The following is a 19,291-nucleotide window of genomic DNA, read 5'->3' on the forward strand; positions in this document are numbered from 1 at the left end:
AACACAGCGGCACAAAACTGACCACGGTAAAACCGTCTGCCTTGCACTAAACCAGCCCTGACACCGGCCGTCCTTGCGGCTGATACCGTTGGGCTATCGTTCGAAAAACCGGCAAAGGCCGCTTGATGGGCGGATGCGGCAGACCGAAAGAGATCAGCGGATTATTTAGAAACCAGACAGTAAAAGGCCGGCACTTCGGAAAACCCAGCTGGTAGCCAGGCTGCTTCCAACACAAGCGGTCATAAAACCGGAGAAAGCAAAAAGCTTATGTTTGCCTGGTGTTATCCTAACGTCGACGTATAATCACATATGTATTAACGGACAATCATCGGACGTTTATGATGACTTTTTTAGACGACGACCTTGAAGAGGCCGCCCCCGTTCGCAGGTGGGACCGGATCGCCAAGTCGCTTGTCACTTTAACTATTCTGGTGATTGCTGCCGTGTTGCTGCTGCTTTGGCCAAGAATTTTTATCCCCATTCGTTCCGGTGAGGCTGGGGTCCTTTATCGTCTCTTCAGCGGAACCGAGGTATCCGCACTATACGGCGAAGGACTGCATATCATTTACCCTTGGAACAGGATGCATATCTATAACACGCGCCTGCAGATCCGAGAGAACGCTTATCAACTTCTGACAAGCGATGGCTTGCCGGTGACGGTATATGTCGCCATCCGTTATCGTGCAGATGTACGCCTTTTGCCGACCCTACACGTCAATGTCGGCAAGAATTATGCTGAAAAAGTCGTCCTGCCGGAGACGGAAGCAGTGCTGCGCCGCGCTGTCGGCCGATATACCGCCGAAGAGGTTTACACGAGCCGTCGCGGGTTCCTCGAGACGGTGATTGCCAACAGCCTGGTCGAGGGCGAAGAGCGGTATGTGATTATTGATGCTGTACTGGTTCGGCGCGTGGAACTGCCCGGCGTGGTCCGCGATGCAATTGAGAATAAGATGGCGTTGCAGGAGCAGAGCAAGGCATACGCGTACCGAATCGATATTGAAATACAAGAGGCCCGTCGAAAGAAGATCGAGGCGGAGGGGATCAAAGACTATCAGGACACCATAAGCAAAAGCCTGAGTCCGGATCTGTTACGCTGGCAGGGCATTCGCGCCACCACAGATTTGGCAACGAGTGAAAATGCAAAAACAGTGGTGATTGGTTCCGGCGAAGATGGGTTGCCGATCATTTTGGGCGGTGATCGCTGAAATGACCGGAACCCGCGCTGCCATAACCGCATTGATAGCCGTCTTTGCGTTCCTACCGGCCTCTACTTTTGCGAGCTCTAAGGACGCATCCAAAAATCCAGTTACCATTGCAGCACCATATTCCAATGGCATTAACGGCGACATCGCGTCCTTTTTTAAAGGGGCACACCTTGCGGTAAAAGAATTGAACAAATCAGGTGGCTTAAATGGCCACAATGTGCTCCTGCAACCCCTCAAGGAAGACAAACCGCCGGATGCCGCACCAAGCGCTGACGAGGTAAATGATGCTTTGCGGATGGCAGACCGCACGGTTGCCATCAAAGATCTGGTTGCAGTAATCGGGCACAGTTCGTCGGCGGCTGCCCTGCCAGCAAGTTCGATCTATCAACGTGACGACGTTCTGTTTTTGGCCACCAGTGTCACCGATGGAGCCTTGGCCAATTTGGATTTGAACCTGGTTTTTATGCTGACTCCGAATAGCCGGGATCAAGCCAAAGCCATAGCGAGTTATGCCCTACATGAGGAACTGAAAAATATTGTAGTCCTCTCGGACCGCTCGGAAACTGCCAAACGCCTTTCGCGCCAGTTTGAGGAATTTATGACAGTGAATGGCGGCGAGATCATTTTTCGCTCACTGTTTTCCAAAGACACGGCCGCGATGACCCGTCTATTGCTGTTTGTTTTGGACAATTCGATTTTTGATCTCAAGGATGTGGATGCATTCTACATTGCCTCGGCTTCGCCAGAACCCATGCAAGAGTTCATCCGTAAAGGCCGGGAACTGGGGCTGAAACAACCGATTTTTGGTCCCGAACTACTCCTCTCTGAATCCGTGACCAGCTTTGTCGGGACTTCGAACATGAAAGATGTGATGGCCGTGTCGCTCTATGACATGGACACCATTGGGACAGATGCGGTCAAATTTATTGCCTCCTATAAGGAAGAATTTGACGATGTTCCGGATCAAGAGGCCGCCATTGCCTATGATGCGGTTAAGCTCTTGGCCTATGCTGTCGAAAAAACGAAGTCATTGGAAGCAGACAAACTAGCGAGTTTCTTGTCTATTTCACGTTACCGCACCAAGTTTATCGGAGTCACCGGGCCCGTCGCATTTGACGCAGGAGGACGGATTGTCGACACCCATATCTATGTCGAGCGCCATAACGGGTCCGCTTTTCATACAGTAGCAACCTATGAACTGCCGGTTGTTTCAGACATTATTCAATCCGATGACGCCATCCAAAACCAAGCGTCGCCCGAAAGCACCCAGGAAGGCCAGAAGCCAAAAACTTCCAAAGACTGACGGCCCCGCCTAAAGGAGATTGCAACATGCTGTTTTTGTACAATCCTTGGCCCATCTTGATCTGGATCGGCTTGGCCTGGGTGATCGGTATGCTTGGGTCTCGGAAACGCTTCCGGTTCCTGGGTAACTTTCTGATTTCGCTGCTGTTCTCACCACTCGTGGGAATTGTGGTGCTCCTGGCTTCGGACGACAGGCGGCCAGAACGGGCCGCTAAAAAGTAACGGCAAGAAGCATCCCTGCCGCAATAATATTCTTGAGTGGGACAACGATTAGACTTTGGATGCTGCCAATATTTCGGCCAGATCCCGTAAAGTCACCGCCTTGGCAAAACTCATCAAAGGGATGGCAATGCCCATATCTTCCATCGACAGGGTGATGACATCCATCCGATCCACCGAATTTGCCCCGAGGTCGACCAGGATTGACTCCGGTTGGATCATATCCGGCTCGAGTTCAGGCAACACCTCTTGCACATTGCGTTTCACAGTCTCAAACGGATCAGTTTGACTCATGATGTTGCGTCCCTGGGGTTGTTCTTGGCGCAATTGAAATCAGCGGATACGCTGTGTGTTCTACACGGATGCAGGGAGAGTGTCACGAATGAACACCGCAGGGATTGAAGCAGTTGGTGTTTATGGCGGCAGTGTTTACCTGGATGTCTCTGAACTGGCGCAATACCGCGGCATGGATCTTCAGCGTTTCGAGAACCTCCTCATCCGCCAGAAATCAGCGGCATTGCCATATGAAGACGCGGTGTCGCTTGGAGTTAATGCCGCCAAACCCGTGATCGATGCATTGTCGCAGGCCGAACGCGATCAGATCGAACTGCTGATTACATGTACCGAATCCGGTCTGGATTTTGGCAAATCGCTGAGCACTTATATCCATCACTATTTGGGATTAAGCCGCAACTGCCGGCTCTTTGAAATCAAACAGGCCTGCTATTCCGGAACCGCGGGCTATCAGATGGCACTGAACTTCATATTGTCGCAGACCTCACCAGGTGCGAAAGCTTTGGTTGTTGCGACCGACTTATCCCGGGTCTTGGTGGACGAGACCAGTGACGAACTGACCATGGATTGGGAGTATTTTGAACCCAGTGGCGGGGCTGGCGCGGTTGCGCTTTTGGTAAGCGACCAGCCGCGCATATTTCAGTCCGACATCGGCGCCAATGGCACATATTGTTTTGAAGTCATGGATACCTGCAGGCCAATGCCAGATTCTGAAGCCGGGGACTCAGACCTGTCGCTCCTGTCCTACCTCGATTGTTGTGAGCAGAGCTTTGCTGCTTATCGTGCACGTGTCGAAGGTGTTTCCTACCAAGACAGCTTCAACTATCTGGCCTTTCACACGCCCTTTGGCGGAATGGTGAAAGGCGCTCATCGGCACATGATGCGCCGGCTTTTGCGCAGTCGTCCTGATGAGATCGACGTGGATTTCGAAACTCGAGTGGCTCCCGGATTGCGCCTGTGCCAGAGGATCGGAAACATCATGGGGGCGACTGTTCTGTTGTCACTGACAGGAGCCGTGCTTTATGGCGATTACCGGACGCCCCAGCGGATCGGTTGCTTTTCCTATGGCTCTGGCTGTGCCTCGGAGTTTTACAGCGGAGTTTCTACTGCTGACGGGCAGCGGCGGTTACAGGACGCGCCGATTCAAAAAGCGCTGGACCTGAGGCATAAACTTACCATGCCGCAATACGAGGCATTGCTTGAAGGTTGCAAGGCTGTTCCCTTCGGCACGCGCAACCACCAACCAGATCTTGATCAGGTTCCGGACATGAAATCCTGCATTGCCGATCAAAGCGCCCAGCTCGGATATCAGCGGCTCTTCCTGAAAGAAATCAAAAACTTCCATCGCGAATACGATGTACTTTGAGTTGTGTTGTCTCCTCTGCTCCGATAGGCTTACCCAAGGATACTTTTAAGAGCGCTTGTCTGCGATACTGGACGTTCCCATCGCAGCAGGCGATGTGCGAGGGAAAATGCCATTCACGCATTTCGGCAAATCCTACCGAAGCTCTGAGGTGTTGCTGTGACTGGCTGCCAGAGCAAAAGAGCCGGGCTCTCGCCGTTGGCCCTTTTGTTGAATGCTGCAGGCCGCGGGCTTTTTCCTGCCGCGGGCGTAACATTTCGACCGGACTGCCGGGCCGAAGATCTTGAAGCCAGTCTCGAACCTGCCGACTTCAACATTCGACCAGCCGCGGTCGACGACATTGATACGCTCCATATGCTGGAGACAGTCTGTTGGCCGAAGGAGCTACAGACGCCGACAAAAACCTTGGCCAGTCGGGTGGCAATCGACCCGAATGGACAACTGGTCCTCACCTTGGACGGCTCCCCATGCGGAGTGATATACTCCCAGCGGATCAACTCCGTCGAGGCTCTGACCTCTTCGGATATGGACAAGGTTGACAGCCTGCGGGATCCTTCAGGTTCAATTCTGCATTTCCTGGCAATCAACATTCTCCCAAGCGTGCAAGACCGTGGCCTGGGCGATGCGCTCCTTGAATTCATCCTGCACTACGCCGCACTTGCTCCCGGCATCAAGTCTGCCGCTGCCGTTACACTTTGCCGTGACTTCACGGGACGAACCCTATCCGATCTGAATGAGTATTTACGCCGGAAGACACCGCTGGGCACAGTGGCAGACCCGGTACTGCGTTTTCATGAACTTCACGGTGGTCGTATTCAACACCCGGTACCAAACTATCGGGCCCGCGACACCCGCAATCTGGGCGCCGGAGTGCTTGTAACCTACGATCTGAACAAGCGCCGCAGATCTCATGCTCCTCAACCGCGGCAAAAAATTGCGCGGACGGACATCGCCAACCGCGTCAATTCCGCAATTCGTTCCGCGTTGGGCTCAAGCAGCGATCAGTTCGAAAAAGACACGCCACTGATCTCTATGGGTTTGGATTCAGCGGCGATATTGGGATTGGCGGACTGTCTGCAAGCCGAGTGCGGTAGCACACTGACTGCCGCACAGCTTTTCAAACACAACACCGCGGAAAAAATTATCGCTTTTCTGCACAACGAACTGCCGTCCTCCGGTTTGTCAAAGCCTACGCTGCTACCGGCGCAAACGAGTTGCCCCGCAGATGGCGGTTCAGACCAAAGCGTTGCCATCATCGGCGTCTCTTTGCGCATGCCTGGCGGGATCGAAACTCCTCAAGCACTTTGGGAACTTCTTGACCTAGGCGGCACCGTCATCACTCCAGTCCCTTCTGATCGCTGGTCCTGGCCGGATGGCTTTCGGCCGCAGGGAGCCGCCTATGGTGGCTTCTTGCAGGATCCTGCCCGATTTGACGCCGCATTCTTCCGCATTTCACCACACGAAGCCGAAGCCATGGATCCTCAGCAAAGGATATTGCTGGAATTGGCCTGGCACGGTCTGGAGGACGCGGGCCTTTCCGCGACCAAGTTGGCTGGCTCTTCCACCGGCGTGTTTGTCGGTGCCAGCGGATCAGATTATCAACGCGCCATGGACGCTGCGGGAGTGCCGGTTCAACCGCATCACAGCACCGGCGCAGCCTTGTCGGTGATAGCAAACCGGCTCTCATATGCGCTGGATTTCACAGGGCCAAGCCTGGTTGTTGACACCGCCTGTTCCAGTTCACTGGTCGCAGTGCATCAGGCTGTGGCAGCGCTTCAAGAGCGGACTTGCGGCCTGGCATTGGCGGCAGGGATCAATCTGATCCTGCATCCGGCAACATCGCAGGCTTATCAATCGGCGGGCATGCTGTCACCATCCGGGTTATGCCGAAGTTTCGGTTCTGGGGCCGATGGTTATGTCCGCAGCGAAGGTGCTGTTCTTTTAGTCCTTAAGCCTTTGGCTCAAGCCCTGGCCGAAGGCTGCCGGGTGCACGCGGTAATCCGCGGAAGCGCCTGTAATCATGGTGGCATGACCAGTGGGTTGACGGTCCCGAGTCCGGACAAGCAAACGGAGCTCTTGTCCGCAGCCTGGCATAATGCGGATATAAAACCCGCTGACCTTGATTATCTTGAAGCCCATGGGACCGGCACCAAACTTGGTGATCCAATCGAGATAGAGGGCATGAAAACGGCGCTGGCTGAGTTCGATGATAGTCAGCCGAACCCCCCTGAACAACACGCTTGCTTGACGGGTTCGGTCAAGTCGAATTTGGGTCATCTAGAAGCTGCAGCGGGGCTGGCTGGGCTGTGCAAAGTAATGTTGGCGTTACGCCATGAACGGCTGCCTGCTTCGCTGAATGCATCCCCACAAAATCCGGAAATCTCGCTGAACGGCTCCAATCTGGCCATCGCTGACACCGCTCGAGATTGGCCAAAAGGAAACCGGCCCAGAATCTCCGGCGTCAGCAGTTTTGGGTCTGGCGGTACAAATGCTCATATTGTTGTAGCCGAACCGCCGGATGCCCCGGATGGCGTCATCGATACGGGACCGCAACTTTTTGTCCTTTCCGCAAACACGCCCGAACGGCTGATGGCGTTGGCGGTACATTGGCAAGAGTGGTTGAAGAAGCAGCCGCACGATCTGAACATCCCTGCCCTTTGTCATGCCAGCCGCCACCGGCGTGCCGCCTTGCCTGCGCGCTTTGCGACAAAAGTCTCTTCACGGGCAGACCTGGAAAAAGCGCTTCACCAAGCCGCTCAGAAAAATCCCGCATCTAGTCAGGCCAAACCCAAGTTTCTGGAACATCTGAAAGGAGACGCTGGACAAGCCTTCTTGCAGGCCTTGGCAAAAGAGGGGGACCTGTCCGCCCTGGCAGATCTCTGGTGTGCCGGGGTTCCGGTTGATTGGTCACTGATTGATTCGACGCCCCCAGAACAGCCGGTGCCCTGGATTGATTTGCCATTGTATCCATTCGATAAAACTCGCTTCTGGGCTTTGGGAAAAGCACCGGCTGTTCCGCAGGATCGGGCTGCGGCAACTGCAGAACTGTACGCTCCGGTCTGGCAAGAACTGGCCGCGAGCAAAACGCAGATGCCAGAGCCAGACTTGCTGTCTGGGCCGTTTGCACTTAAAGCCGCGCAGCTTTTAAAGCTCGATCCATCGGAAAGCCGGAACTCAGAAACAAACGCCATAGGCGAGAACATGCACGTTCTCTGGAGCAGTGCCCCGCGGCCCAGCGATTCCGGTGAAACATTAGAGGAATTCCGGGAGTTTCAGGACTTCGTTGCCGGCTTGCCTCGCCAGTTGTCGCGTTTGCGGCTAACCGTGGTGACTTGGAACGGACAGGCCGTGTACGGCAACGAGCCGGTTGATGCCGAGGCCGCCGCGATCTCGGCGTTTACGCATGTCTTGGCCCAGGAAAAACCCGAATGGGACATACGCACGTTTGACTTGGACTCGTGTGACCCGCCCTCATGGTCCAGTCTCGCTGAGAGCAATGAAACGAGGTCTGCTGTCCGGGCCGGTAAAGCCTATGGTTTGCGGCTGGCCATGGCCGACCCACTTCCGGATACCGGCCAATCGCACCTGCGCGAAGACGGTGTTTACGTTGTCATCGGCGGGGCGGGGGGCATTGGCACGACCTGGAGTGAAGCGGTTCTAAACAACGTCCAGGCGCAAGTTATTTGGATAGGCCGCCGTCCACATAATGCGGCGATTACGGCACATATCGACCGGCTGACCAGGCTGGGCCCACCTCCGATCTACATTCAGGCGGACGCCACGAACCCCGACGCCCTTGAAAGGGCTTTGCAAGAAATTCTGAAGCGTTGGGGACGAATAGATGGCGTGATTCATGCGATCACAGGCCCATCCGACCAGCCCATCTTGGACAGTGAGCCGGAAAATCTAACCCGTGTCATGGCAGCCAAAACCCATGGTTTGATCCAAACCGCCCACACGTTTGCCGCCTTGGACCTGGATTTCTTTTTAGTCTTTTCATCGATTATTTCGCTGGAACAGCCCGGCGGTTTCGGAGGTTACGCGGCCAGCTGCGCATTCGCGGATGCTTTCGTTCGCGGACTGGACTCCCAGACACCTTACCCTGTCCGGTGCTTAAACTGGGGGCATTGGGATGTCGGTGTCGCCCGCAATCTGCCTGAGGCGACAAAGATACGGCTGGACAACGCCGGAGTTGTCCCGATCACGGCTCAGGACGCGTTGAAGCATTGCGATACGGCACTGAATGCTCCGCTGCCTCAACTGGCAATATTGAAATGGAATGATCCTGCCCGGCATCCCCTGGTCGACAGCCAGGTTCATATGCGCCTTTCGCGGAAGGCACCGGCGCGCAGTCTCCCGGCTGCAACAAATGAATTGAACACACGGCTGCAGGAAATCGAGCGGCACGGACTTTTTGCCCATCCGGAGTTGGAGGCGGCATTGCCCGGCGCAATAGCCGCGGAACTTGACCGCCATGGCCTGCGGACATCCTTGCCTGACACGGCTCCGTGGTATCTGCGCCGATGGCACAAGGCGACGAAACGGCTCCTTGCGCAAGGGAACACCGGCGAGAACTGGGATGCGACCGCACGCCGTCTGCGCGCGGATGCGGATCTGGCTCCTGCGATCAATTTGGTGACGGCCTGCCTGGCACGACTGCACGAAGTCCTGACAGGTCAGACACCGGCCACTGATGTCCTGTTTCCCGGTGCATCTCTCGATCTGCTAGAGCCGGTTTATCGCGGCACTGCTTCCGCGGATCTGCTCAACGATGTTTTGGCCGATACATTGGCTGAAACGCTCCGAGCAGACCTGAGGGACCAGCCTGAGAACACATCCTTACGGGTCCTTGAGATCGGCGCGGGAACAGGCGGCACGACCGCGCGGGTTCTGCCCTGCTTGTCCGAGCTTGCTGGACAGATTGAGACCTATGATTACACAGATCTGTCACGTGCATTTTTGCAGCATGCCCAACAGGCTTTTGCCCCAAGTGCACCCTTCCTGAAATCACTCAGATTTGACGTTGAAAAAAGCCCGGAAAGTCAAGGCCTGCAACCCGGCAGCTACGATGCCGTTCTGGCAACAAATGTGCTCCATGCCACGCCGGACATCCGCCAGACATTGCGCCATACACACGCTTTGCTCAAACCTGGCGGGGTGTTGCTTCTCAATGAGATTGTGACCCCGTCAGTCTTTGCTCATGCAACCTTTGGGCTGTTGGAAGGATGGTGGAAGTCATGCGATCCGGGCCTCCGCCATCCTGACACGCCCCTTCTATCAGCCGAGAGTTGGGAAAAACTGCTGCTGGCAAACGGCTTTACCGCTGTTGAAATGCTTTTGAACAGCAGCACTGCGCTTGGTCAACAAGTCTTTGCTGCCCGCAGCGACGGCTGTTTCGAGTACCGGAAGGCAGAGATTGACACAACCCGCAGACAACCTGAGACGCTCGAGCCGCGCATCCTCAAGAACACGGTCAGCGAGTTGCCATTGGAGGACCTGGAAAATCCGCAAGCTGCGGCTGCAAGGCTTTTAACAGAAATCGTCGCTAGCGCCTTACAGATTACAGAAGACCAGCTGGATCCATGGACACCTTTGGGCGACTACGGATTGGATTCGATCCTGAATGCCCAGGTCACCGCAAGATTGCGGGAGCTGGTTCCAGATCTCGATACCACCTTCCTCTACCAATACCAGACCATCGCAGATCTCTCGCAAGCACTTGTTCAAAAACATCCAGAAGCGTTTGAGCAGATCGGCCACACCACTTGCGGAGAAGCGGACGTGGCATCGCCTTCGACAGTATCCGCCAGCAAAAGAACCGCGGGGAACGAACAGCAGGACATTGCTATTGTCGGCATGAGTTTCCGTTTTCCAAAGGCTGATACACCTGAGGAATTCTGGACCCTCTTGTCACAAGGGCAAAGTGCAGTGACGGAAATTCCTCCCGATCGCTGGCAACTGGACGGTTTTTATGAATCTGATCCAGACAAGGCCGTAGACGGCTGGAAAAGCTACAGCAAATGGGGTGCATTTCTGGAGCGGGTGACAGCCTTCGACCCGCTCTTTTTCGGGATCAACCCAAAAGAAGCCGCTGCCATCGACCCGCAGGAACGCCTGTTTCTGCAGACCGCATGGGCGGCACTGGAAGATGCTGGATTTCCGCGCCAGCGCCTGGCAGATGAACTGGCACGGAGTGTCGGTGTGTTTGTCGGTATCACGCGAACCGGATTTGACCTTTTTGGCCCCGATTTGTGGCAGGCAGGTCAAAAGGTCTATCCGCACACTTCCTTCAGTTCAGCTGCTAACCGCCTGTCCTGGTTCCTGGATGCCGATGGCCCCAGCATGCCGGTCGATACAATGTGTTCGTCTTCCCTCACAGCGCTCCATCAGGCCTGTGCCAGCCTCAAGACGGGCGAATGCAGACTGGCGATTGCAGGCGGAGTAAACCTCTTTCTGCATCCGACAAGTTACATCGGGCTCTCGGCGATGCGCATGTTGTCTCCAGATGGACGCTGCAGCAGTTTCGGTGCCGGAGGAAACGGATTTGTTCCTGGTGAAGGCGTAGCTGCCCTGGTGCTTCGGCCTCTGGCCGAGGCCCAAGCCGCGGGCGATCAGGTTATTGGTGTGATCCGAGGCAGCGCAGTCAATCATGGCGGGCGCACAAATGGTTTCACCGTTCCCAATCCCCGCGCCCAGAGCAGTCTGGTGCGTGAGGCGATGTCCCGTGCAGGGCTTGAGCCTGGACAGATCAGCTATCTTGAGGCGCATGGCACAGGCACCGAAATGGGGGACCCGATCGAAATAACCGGGTTGACCGAAGCATTTGCCGGGCGGGAGCAAGGTTTGGCGCCGTGCGCCATCGGCTCGATCAAGACCAACATTGGACATCTTGAGGCAACTGCCGGATTGGCTGGCGTGATCAAGGTGCTGTTGCAGATGCGCCATCGCCAGATCGTTCCGAGCCTGCACAGCAGCTCTCTCAATCCAAAGATTGATTTTGAGCATGCGCCATTTCGCGTCGCGCAGGACCTCACTCCATGGTCCCCAGCTAAAGGGCGCCGGATAGCCGGAGTTTCATCATTTGGCGCCGGCGGAACAAATGCGCACGTCATCCTTGAAGAAGCGCCGGACATACCTGAAAAAAGTGCAACTGATCCCGCGCCAAACGAACCGATCGCGCTTGTCCTTTCTGCTCATGACGAACCGCGTTTACGGGCCTATGCAGCGCGGCTCGCCAAGTTCTTGACTTCCCCCAACGCCCCTCCCCTGGCACTGGCCGCTCAAAGCCTGCAACTGGGACGAGAGCCGATGCGCCATCGCATGGCTGCTGTCGTGTCCGATAAGGCTCAGGCCGTGGCAGTCTTGCAAGCCGTCGCCGAGAACCGGCCGTTGCCTGACAAAACCTTCTTGCGGGATACACGCAGGTACAAGGGGCAATGTCCTTCTTCGGTGGAAAGTGAAGACCTTGGTGAACTGACAGATGCATGGAGCAAAGGCAGCAAAATCGATTGGGCTAAGCTCCACCAACGCCGCCAAACCGTATCACTGCCTACCTACCCATTTGATGAAAAACCTTACTGGTTCGCCGACACCGCGCCTGTTGGGGGACCCATGGACGTCCCCTCCTCTGAAGACGCTTTTAGGGAATTAAAACCGGCTTCTCGGCCTTCACCGGTCCGGCGGACACTGCCAAGGCTGGATACTGCACCGGCACAGTTTGAGCCGCATCGCCGCAGCCAAAAGCTTCGGCTGTCTTCTCTGAACCCAGCGAGTGAAACACCGCCTGCTGAAATCGAATTGGACATCAACGGCATCGGCAGAGTTCGCCTAGAGCCTGCCAGCCCGCCGCCAAACCTTTCAACCGGAAACGCCATGAAGGTTCTGGTGGTCGAGGGGCTTCAGCATTGGAACGGAGACCGGTTGGGGCTGCTGCATGAGCTCGACCAACTCTCGCAACCAGTAATCCTGACAGTGTCCGCGAGTTCGTTACCCCCGATCCCGGATACGCTTCTTACCGCTCCAGCCTTTGAGCAGGCACAGGAAATGGCAAACGCCACCGCACGCTGTCCGGCTGCCACGCTGGCCACCTTAAAAAACCATATTCGCAATCAACCTAGCTGGCCGGATATCGCAGGGATTCCGGCGGAATGGATGGCCGGCAGCGGATGGCCGGTTTCGTCGCCCGAGCCGGCACCTTCTGGCGGCGCTATTCCGCTTCAATCCGAAGTCGTCCAATTGCACGACATGGGGGGCGGTGTCGCGCAAATCACAATGGCCGAGCGCGATGCGCAAAACACCTTTACGCCCGCTTTTGTCACTGGAGTTCTGGAAGCGTTCGACAAGGTCGAGTCCTCTGCCGCCTTCAAGGTTGTCGTTTTGACAGGCTATGAAGCCTATTTTGCTTGCGGTGGTACGCGCGAAGGGCTCCTGGCGATCCAGAATGGACAAGCCCGCTTTACCGATGAGCAAAGCTACGCCCGTCCGCTGCGCTGTCCGATTCCTGTTATTGCGGCCATGCAGGGGCACGGTATCGGTGCTGGCTGGGCCATGGGGCTTTACTGCGATTTGGCGATTTACAGCGAGGAAAGCTGCTATCAAAGCCCCTATATGCTTTATGGCTTCACCCCTGGAGCGGGTGCAACAACCCTTTTCCCCGCGCGGTTGGGGCGGCAACTTGCCAATGAAATACTATTCACTGCTCAGTCATTCCCAGGCCACATCCTGGCACAGAAGGGATTGACTGCACCGGTTCTACCGCGTGAAGAGGTTTTACCCCAGGCTCATGCATTGGCTCGAAGCATTGCGCAAAACCCGCGCGAGACGCTGATGGCCCGCAAATCCACGCAGACAGCCGAATTTCTCCACATGTTGCCCAGGCTGTTTGAAGCGGAACTGGCTCTACATGAAAGCACCTTTGTAGGGAATTCTGACGTTCTGGAGCAGATAAGTGAGCATTTTGCCGACAAACAGATGACCCAAAAGCCTGGCGCATCCCAGAAAGAGGCGCGGAACACGTCCGCGCTCAAGACGCAACTGCGCATGATGCTTGCAGAGGAACTGGACATCCCTCCTGACCGGATAGACGACGACACGCCTTTCGTGGATCTCGGTTTGGAGTCCATTGCAGCTGTCATCTGGGTTCGGAAAATCGGCGAAGAGCTCGGAGCCCAGATCGGAGCAACCAGTGTCTATAGCCACCCCAACCTGGCAGCATTTACAGAACTGGTAGCTGAGAAAGGTGGCCAGCTGGCCGAGGCGGTCAACAAGACCACAGCACCCCCTTCCGAGCCCCCAAAAGCCGCCATCCCTGCCGATCCGGAAGAGCGCCTTTTGCCGTCAGACAGCTCTGATCTTTTTGTCTGGCTGCAGGCATCTTTGGAAACAGAGCTCTCCATCCCATCCGGGACGCTTGATCCTGATCGCCCGTTCGTGGAACTCGGGCTCGATTCGGTGACTGCAGTCACCTGGATACGCCAGGTCAATGACGCCCTGGGCACCAAAGAAACTGGGACCGTGGTCTATCACCACACCAACCTGACTGAATTGGCGGCCTATCTGGCGGGCATTGCCGGCAAAACACCTACTACCAGGACCACTTCCTTACCATACAAGCTGGAGGCACCAGTACGATCCGCCTTGCCTCGGCTGGAAAATCTAGCGCCTTTCCAAGATGAAAGACCCGGAATTGCGATTGTCGGTATGGCGGGCCGTTTTCCCGAAGCGCCCAACGTGTCCAGCTTCTGGCAGAATGTCCTGGCTGGCCGGGATTGTGTCTATGAGATTCCCGCCACACGCTGGTCAATCGACGCCTACTATGATCCGGACCGCCAGGCTCCAGGCAAAACCGTTTGCCGCAGAATGGGTGCGATTGAAGACATCGACGCATTCGACTCTCTGTTTTTTGGCATTTCGCCAGCTGAAGCCGAGCTGATGGACCCGCAACAGAGACTGTTCCTGGAAACCGCCTGGGAAGCGATAGAGGATGCGGGACACGCGCCGTCTACCTTAGCCGGGACACGATGCGGTCTGTTCGTCGGCACTGAAAACGGAGACTATGCCCGGATTGCCGGTGATGCCAAACCTGAAGCATTGGCGCTGACCGGGCGCTCCGTGGCGATGCTCCCGGCGCGTGCCGCCTATGCATTGGATCTACAGGGCCCCTGCCTTGCCATTGACACAGCTTGTTCGGCGTCTCTCGTGGCAATTGCCCAAGCCTGTGCCAGTCTTCACGACCGTCACTGCGATAGCGCGCTCGCTGGCGGTGTAAATGTTCTGACCGGTCCGGAAATCCATGTCGCGATGAGCCATGCCGGCATGCTGTCCCCAAGCGGCAAATGCAACAGCTTTGACAGCCGCGCGGATGGTTTTGTGCCCGGAGAAGGCGTTGGCGCGCTCCTTTTAAAACGGTTGGAGGATGCACAGGCCAACGGCGACGATGTTTACGCGGTTATCCGGGGCTGGGGGGTCAATCAGGACGGGCGGACGAATGGTATCACTGCTCCCAACCCCGCAGCGCAAACTCGTTTACAAACAGAGCTTTACCACCGGTTCCATATCGATCCGGCTCGGATCGGCATGGTTGAGGCGCATGGAACCGGCACGGCTCTTGGCGATCCGATCGAAGTTGAAGCACTCAAGCGAAGTTTTGCTCAGTTCACTGACCGCAAGAATTATTGCGCGCTCGGGTCTGTCAAAAGCAACATCGGTCACTTGGCCACAGCCGCAGGGGTCGCCGGCGCAATCAAGGCAACACTAGCGTTAAAGCACCGCAAGATCCCAGCCAGCATTCATCATGATCAGCTGAACCCGCATATCGACCTCAAAGACGCGCCTTTTTATGTTCCGCGGACTGCAGCGGATTGGACAGCTGGTCCGGACGCTCCACAGTATGCGGCAGTGAGTTCCTTCGGATACAGCGGAACTAATGCACATTTGGTTCTGGAAGCGGCACCGGCAAGACCTGTTCCGGTTACGCAGACCCAAGCAGTGATTGTTCCGGTTTCAGCCCGTTCATTGGAATGCTTAACCGAAGCCGTGACACGATTGTCCACCTATCTGGGAACCGGTGCCGGACAGACTGTCCCCTTGGCAGATCTTGCTCTCACCTATCAGACTGGCCGGGATACCTTTGACCAGCGTGTAGCGTTCCTTGCCGACAGCCACGACAGCCTCCGAGCAGGCCTTGAACAGTTCTTAAACGAGCCTGAGCATGCTGGCGGTGTCGTCTACTCAAATGACATGCCACCGACACTTCGTGATACCGCCACGGCCTGGATCGAAGGCAAGACAATCGCGTGGCCTGTGGTAGCTGGAGCAAGCCGGCGGCACGGGTGTCCGACCTATCCGTTTGCCAAGGAGCGCCATTGGGTTTCCGATGCGCCCGTGGAATTGCCGGAAGCTGCACCCATACCCTCCAAAGAGACGCCCCTCCAACCGGAAGCCGAAGACACAGCTGTTGATCCCGATTGGCGTGAACGCTTAAAACAGCGTTTTGCCCGACCAATTACACTGTTGTCTGACGATCCGAAGTGGATCGGGTCCATGGCATCCCTGCTGTCCGCGCTTGGCGCTGCTCCGGGCGGACCGGGACAGCCGGACCTGCGCATCAAATCCAATCTGCGTGAGGCGGAGGGGAGCGTTTTCTGCGACACACATCTCGGAACACGGTTGCCTGGAAACGAACAAGTGGATTTGTTAATCCTGACAGAACTTCCTTCGGACCCGGGCCTGATTCCACAGCATGCGCTGATTGTTAGCGACGATAACCGGGATGATATCGAATCCCACTGCCAGCGATTGATCCAGGAATGGCTCCGATTGGAGCCGGACGGCTCAAAAGATACCCTGCACGTACAATTCCGAAACGGGCGCCGTTTAGTAGCGGCGAAGCCTCTAGATCCGGCTGACGGTGCTTGCATCTTGCGAAAGACATGGCAGCGCACGCCTTTGGCTGACCAGAAAACCGCTCCATCAGACAAAAACGTCTGCTTGATCGGCCGTGGCCCCAAATTCGAGGCGCTGGCTTCTGGTCTTGAGGCCCACTTTCAGTCAGTCACTTTACGGGACACTCCGCCGGAAGGGGCGATGGCGGCGTGGGATGTGTTTATCGACGCCGCCGCTCTGACTGAAGTGAGAGACAACGATCCGGACGACCCTGACCGCAGACACTGGATCCAATCCCTCATGCGTGAGGGCCGGGACCTGAACTTGCTGCACTTGACGTGTGATGTGATACCGTTCCGCAGTGTTTCCCGCAATCTGGCCGGGGCGCGGCAAGCCGGGTTGGTCAAGAACCTGCGCGCCGAATACCGGTTTGCAGAGTCCCGGTGGCTCGATCTGGATATGGCGCAGGTCGCAGATACAGCTGGCCTGGCGAAACTCATTGCGGCCGAATGTGCGTCAGCCGGACCGGTCTCCGAGGTTTGTTATCGCGGCGGCGCGCGGTTTGCGCCGGTACTTGAGGCACCTGAGCCGGTCGCATCACCGTCCGTTCACCTGAACGCGGAAGGACTGTATCTCATAAGCGGTGGCACCCGCGGCGTCGGTTTGACTTTGGCGCAGGACCTGGCAGCCCAGGGAGCCCGACATCTGGCGCTGATTGGTGAAACGCCTTTGCCGCCGATGCAGGACTGGCCCAGTCTGATCGCCGCGGCTGACACGCCTGCTGAAATCCGCAGTCAATTGAGCATCTTGCAGGCATTGTCAGATCAATTGGAAACTCTGGAAATCTTGCATGCCTGCGTCAGCGATGCGGCCAAAGTGTCTGCATGGCTCTCAAGTCTCCGCAAACGCGGCCTGCCGCTCAGCGGCGTGATCCATGCAGCCGGGCGCTATTCTGAGGTAGACCCACCCGGTTTTGCCGCCAAGTCTGCCGATCACATGCGCGCCGTACTCACAGCCAAGGCAGATGGGCTGGAGACCCTCCATAGTCTTACGAAAAACGACCCGCTTTCTTTTCTTCTTGTGCTGACTTCAATAACCGGCTTGGTTCCACACTTCGCACGAGGCGCCCTGGATTACGCCATGGCCAATGCTTATGCGGATCTTTTTGCTGCCAAAGCCCATGAACTGGATGGTGGACGCACCCGGTCGACAATTCTCAGTGACTGGACGCAAAGTGGTGCGTTCTGCCGTGTCAGACCAGAGAAAGCCAAGTCGGTCCAAAAGAATTTCGATCAAATTGGATTAAAGACCTTGAGTGATGCTGAAGGCTGCGCCCTTATCCGGCGGGCGCTGTCTCCCACTGCGGAGACCGGCACAATCTTGGGTCTGATCGCGGAAGACCGGTTTGCTGCTGCCCGCCCGGGCCTGCTGCTGGCCGGAACGTTAAACGATGAGGCCTTGGACATGAATACCCAGCTTGCACGCTGGGAAAAAATCCGCTCCCGCGGGGATCTTGTAACCATTGAAGACGTCACATCTGTAATCGGCCTGGAACAGATCCGTGAATTGCCCCCCGCGCAAATGCTTCGCCTCCACCGGATCATGCTTGGCCCCACTGAAGTAGTTCCTCCCGAAGCTGAGGATGAGTCTCTGCCGGACATGATCGCCGGGATTGTCTGCAACGTGCTTAAACTCAAGGAGATCGACCACAATACGCCGTTACAGAACTACGGCCTCGATTCCATCTCGGGCATGATACTGAGCACTCGGCTGGAAATAGCTTTAGACATGACGGTCGATCCGCGCACATTAATCGATCATCCAAGCATCGCCGCCTTATCAGCCTATATCCAAAAAGCACGGGAAGCGGCATGAGCCAGAGCATAGAGGAACTTTTAGGAGTCGATACCTTACCGAAGCCGTCCAGGCGGCAAAACATGCGATTTAGCTGCCTGTTCTTTTCCGATGTGCGCACAGACATCTCATATGCCGAGAAGTACCGGTTTCTTGGTGATGTCACCCGGTTCGCCGATCAAACGGGTTTCGAAGCGGTTTATTTCCCGGAACGCCATTTCCACGAATTCGGTTCGGTCTTTGCCAATCCCGCAATCGCCGCAGCGCATCTCATTCCCCAAACACAAAACATCCGCTTTCGTACCGCTGGTGTCACCATCCCGCTACACCATCCAGCGGAGATTGTGGAATGGTGGGCGATGAACGATGTTCTATCGGGCGGACGGGTGGATCTTGGCTTTGGCTCAGGTTGGGCCAAGGGAGATTTCATCTATGCTCCAGAAAACTTTGAAGATCGCCGCAAAATCTGCAGCGACGGCATAGAGACAATCAAACGTTTGTGGCGGGGCGAGACGCTCGCCTTTCCCGGACCCGGGGGCGATGTTGTCGACATCACCGTCTACCCCCGTCCAATCCAGTCCGATCTGGCGGTCTGGTTGCTGATAACTCAGAACGAAGACGCCTTCATCCACGCCGGAAAGATGGGCTACAACGTGTTCACTATGCTCTATGGGACCAACCTGGAGAACTTGTCCCAAAAGATCGCCTTGTATCGCAAGGCTCGGCAGGAGGCGGGCCATGATCCGGTCAGCGGCAGAGTAACCCTCACGCTTCATACCCTGCTGCTCGACACCATGGACTCAGTTCTGGCAGCCATCGAAGTCCCATTCCGCCAGTACATCCAAAGCAGCCTGAACGCCCACGTGAACGCCGGTGCGGTCACAGGCGCCTCAGCAGATCTGAGTGACGCCGACCGTGCCAAAGTGCTGGATTATGCCTATCAGCGCTATGTCAGGACAGGTGCATTATTCGGCACGCCCGATACTGCAAAAGATATGGTCGACGAGGTTATCGCCGCTGATGTCGATGAAATCGCCTGCTTGATGGATTTTGGTGCCGACTATGACATTGTCAGGCACGGCTTTACACATTTGGCACAATTGGCTCAACATTACAGTTCACCTCTGTTGACACCGTAGTACCGACGGCCGAGCACACATTTTTCTTTCAA

7 protein-coding genes are annotated in these 19,291 nt (G+C 56.1%); 6 read left to right on the forward strand and 1 reads right to left on the reverse strand.

What is annotated here, in order from left to right:
- The first annotated feature begins 338 nt into the window (after window positions 1-338).
- From FJ695_RS03555 to FJ695_RS03565, 3 genes are read left to right on the forward strand one after another with little or no spacing between them, the layout of a single operon-like run.
- On the forward strand, window positions 339-1,205 hold the full coding sequence (locus tag FJ695_RS03555; RefSeq protein WP_141184160.1) for a prohibitin family protein: 867 nt from the start codon (window positions 339-341) through the stop codon (window positions 1,203-1,205).
- 1 nt (window position 1,206) lies between these two features.
- Complete coding sequence (locus FJ695_RS03560; protein ID WP_168206251.1) at window positions 1,207-2,508, forward strand: ABC transporter substrate-binding protein; 1,302 nt, start codon at window positions 1,207-1,209, stop codon at window positions 2,506-2,508.
- A 26-nt stretch (window positions 2,509-2,534) separates the two neighbouring features.
- Window positions 2,535-2,729 (forward strand): hypothetical protein, encoded by a 195-nt coding sequence (locus FJ695_RS03565; RefSeq protein ID WP_141184162.1) that lies wholly within the window; start codon window positions 2,535-2,537, stop codon window positions 2,727-2,729.
- Window positions 2,730-2,777: 48 nt separating this feature from the next.
- On the opposite strand, the gene FJ695_RS03570 is transcribed toward FJ695_RS03565, so the two are convergent.
- A complete protein-coding gene (locus FJ695_RS03570) occupies window positions 2,778-3,020 on the reverse strand; it encodes a phosphopantetheine-binding protein (protein WP_141184163.1) in 243 nt (80 codons plus the stop codon).
- Between the two features lie 88 nt (window positions 3,021-3,108).
- Here FJ695_RS03570 and FJ695_RS03575 point away from each other — a divergent pair, with 88 nt between their 5' ends.
- From FJ695_RS03575 to FJ695_RS03585, 3 genes are all read left to right on the forward strand, one after another.
- A complete protein-coding gene (locus FJ695_RS03575) occupies window positions 3,109-4,386 on the forward strand; it encodes a hydroxymethylglutaryl-CoA synthase family protein (protein WP_141184164.1) in 1,278 nt (425 codons plus the stop codon).
- A gap of 195 nt (window positions 4,387-4,581) precedes the next feature.
- On the forward strand, window positions 4,582-18,141 hold the full coding sequence (locus FJ695_RS03580; RefSeq protein ID WP_141184165.1) for an SDR family NAD(P)-dependent oxidoreductase: 13,560 nt from the start codon (window positions 4,582-4,584) through the stop codon (window positions 18,139-18,141).
- Between the two features lie 62 nt (window positions 18,142-18,203).
- Entirely contained in the window at window positions 18,204-19,259 is a 1,056-nt protein-coding gene (locus FJ695_RS03585) for a MupA/Atu3671 family FMN-dependent luciferase-like monooxygenase (RefSeq protein WP_209010902.1), read from the forward strand.
- The last annotated feature ends 32 nt before the right edge of the window (window positions 19,260-19,291 follow it).

This window comes from Labrenzia sp. PHM005 (assembly GCF_006517275.1).
Classification (GTDB): domain Bacteria; phylum Pseudomonadota; class Alphaproteobacteria; order Rhizobiales; family Stappiaceae; genus Roseibium.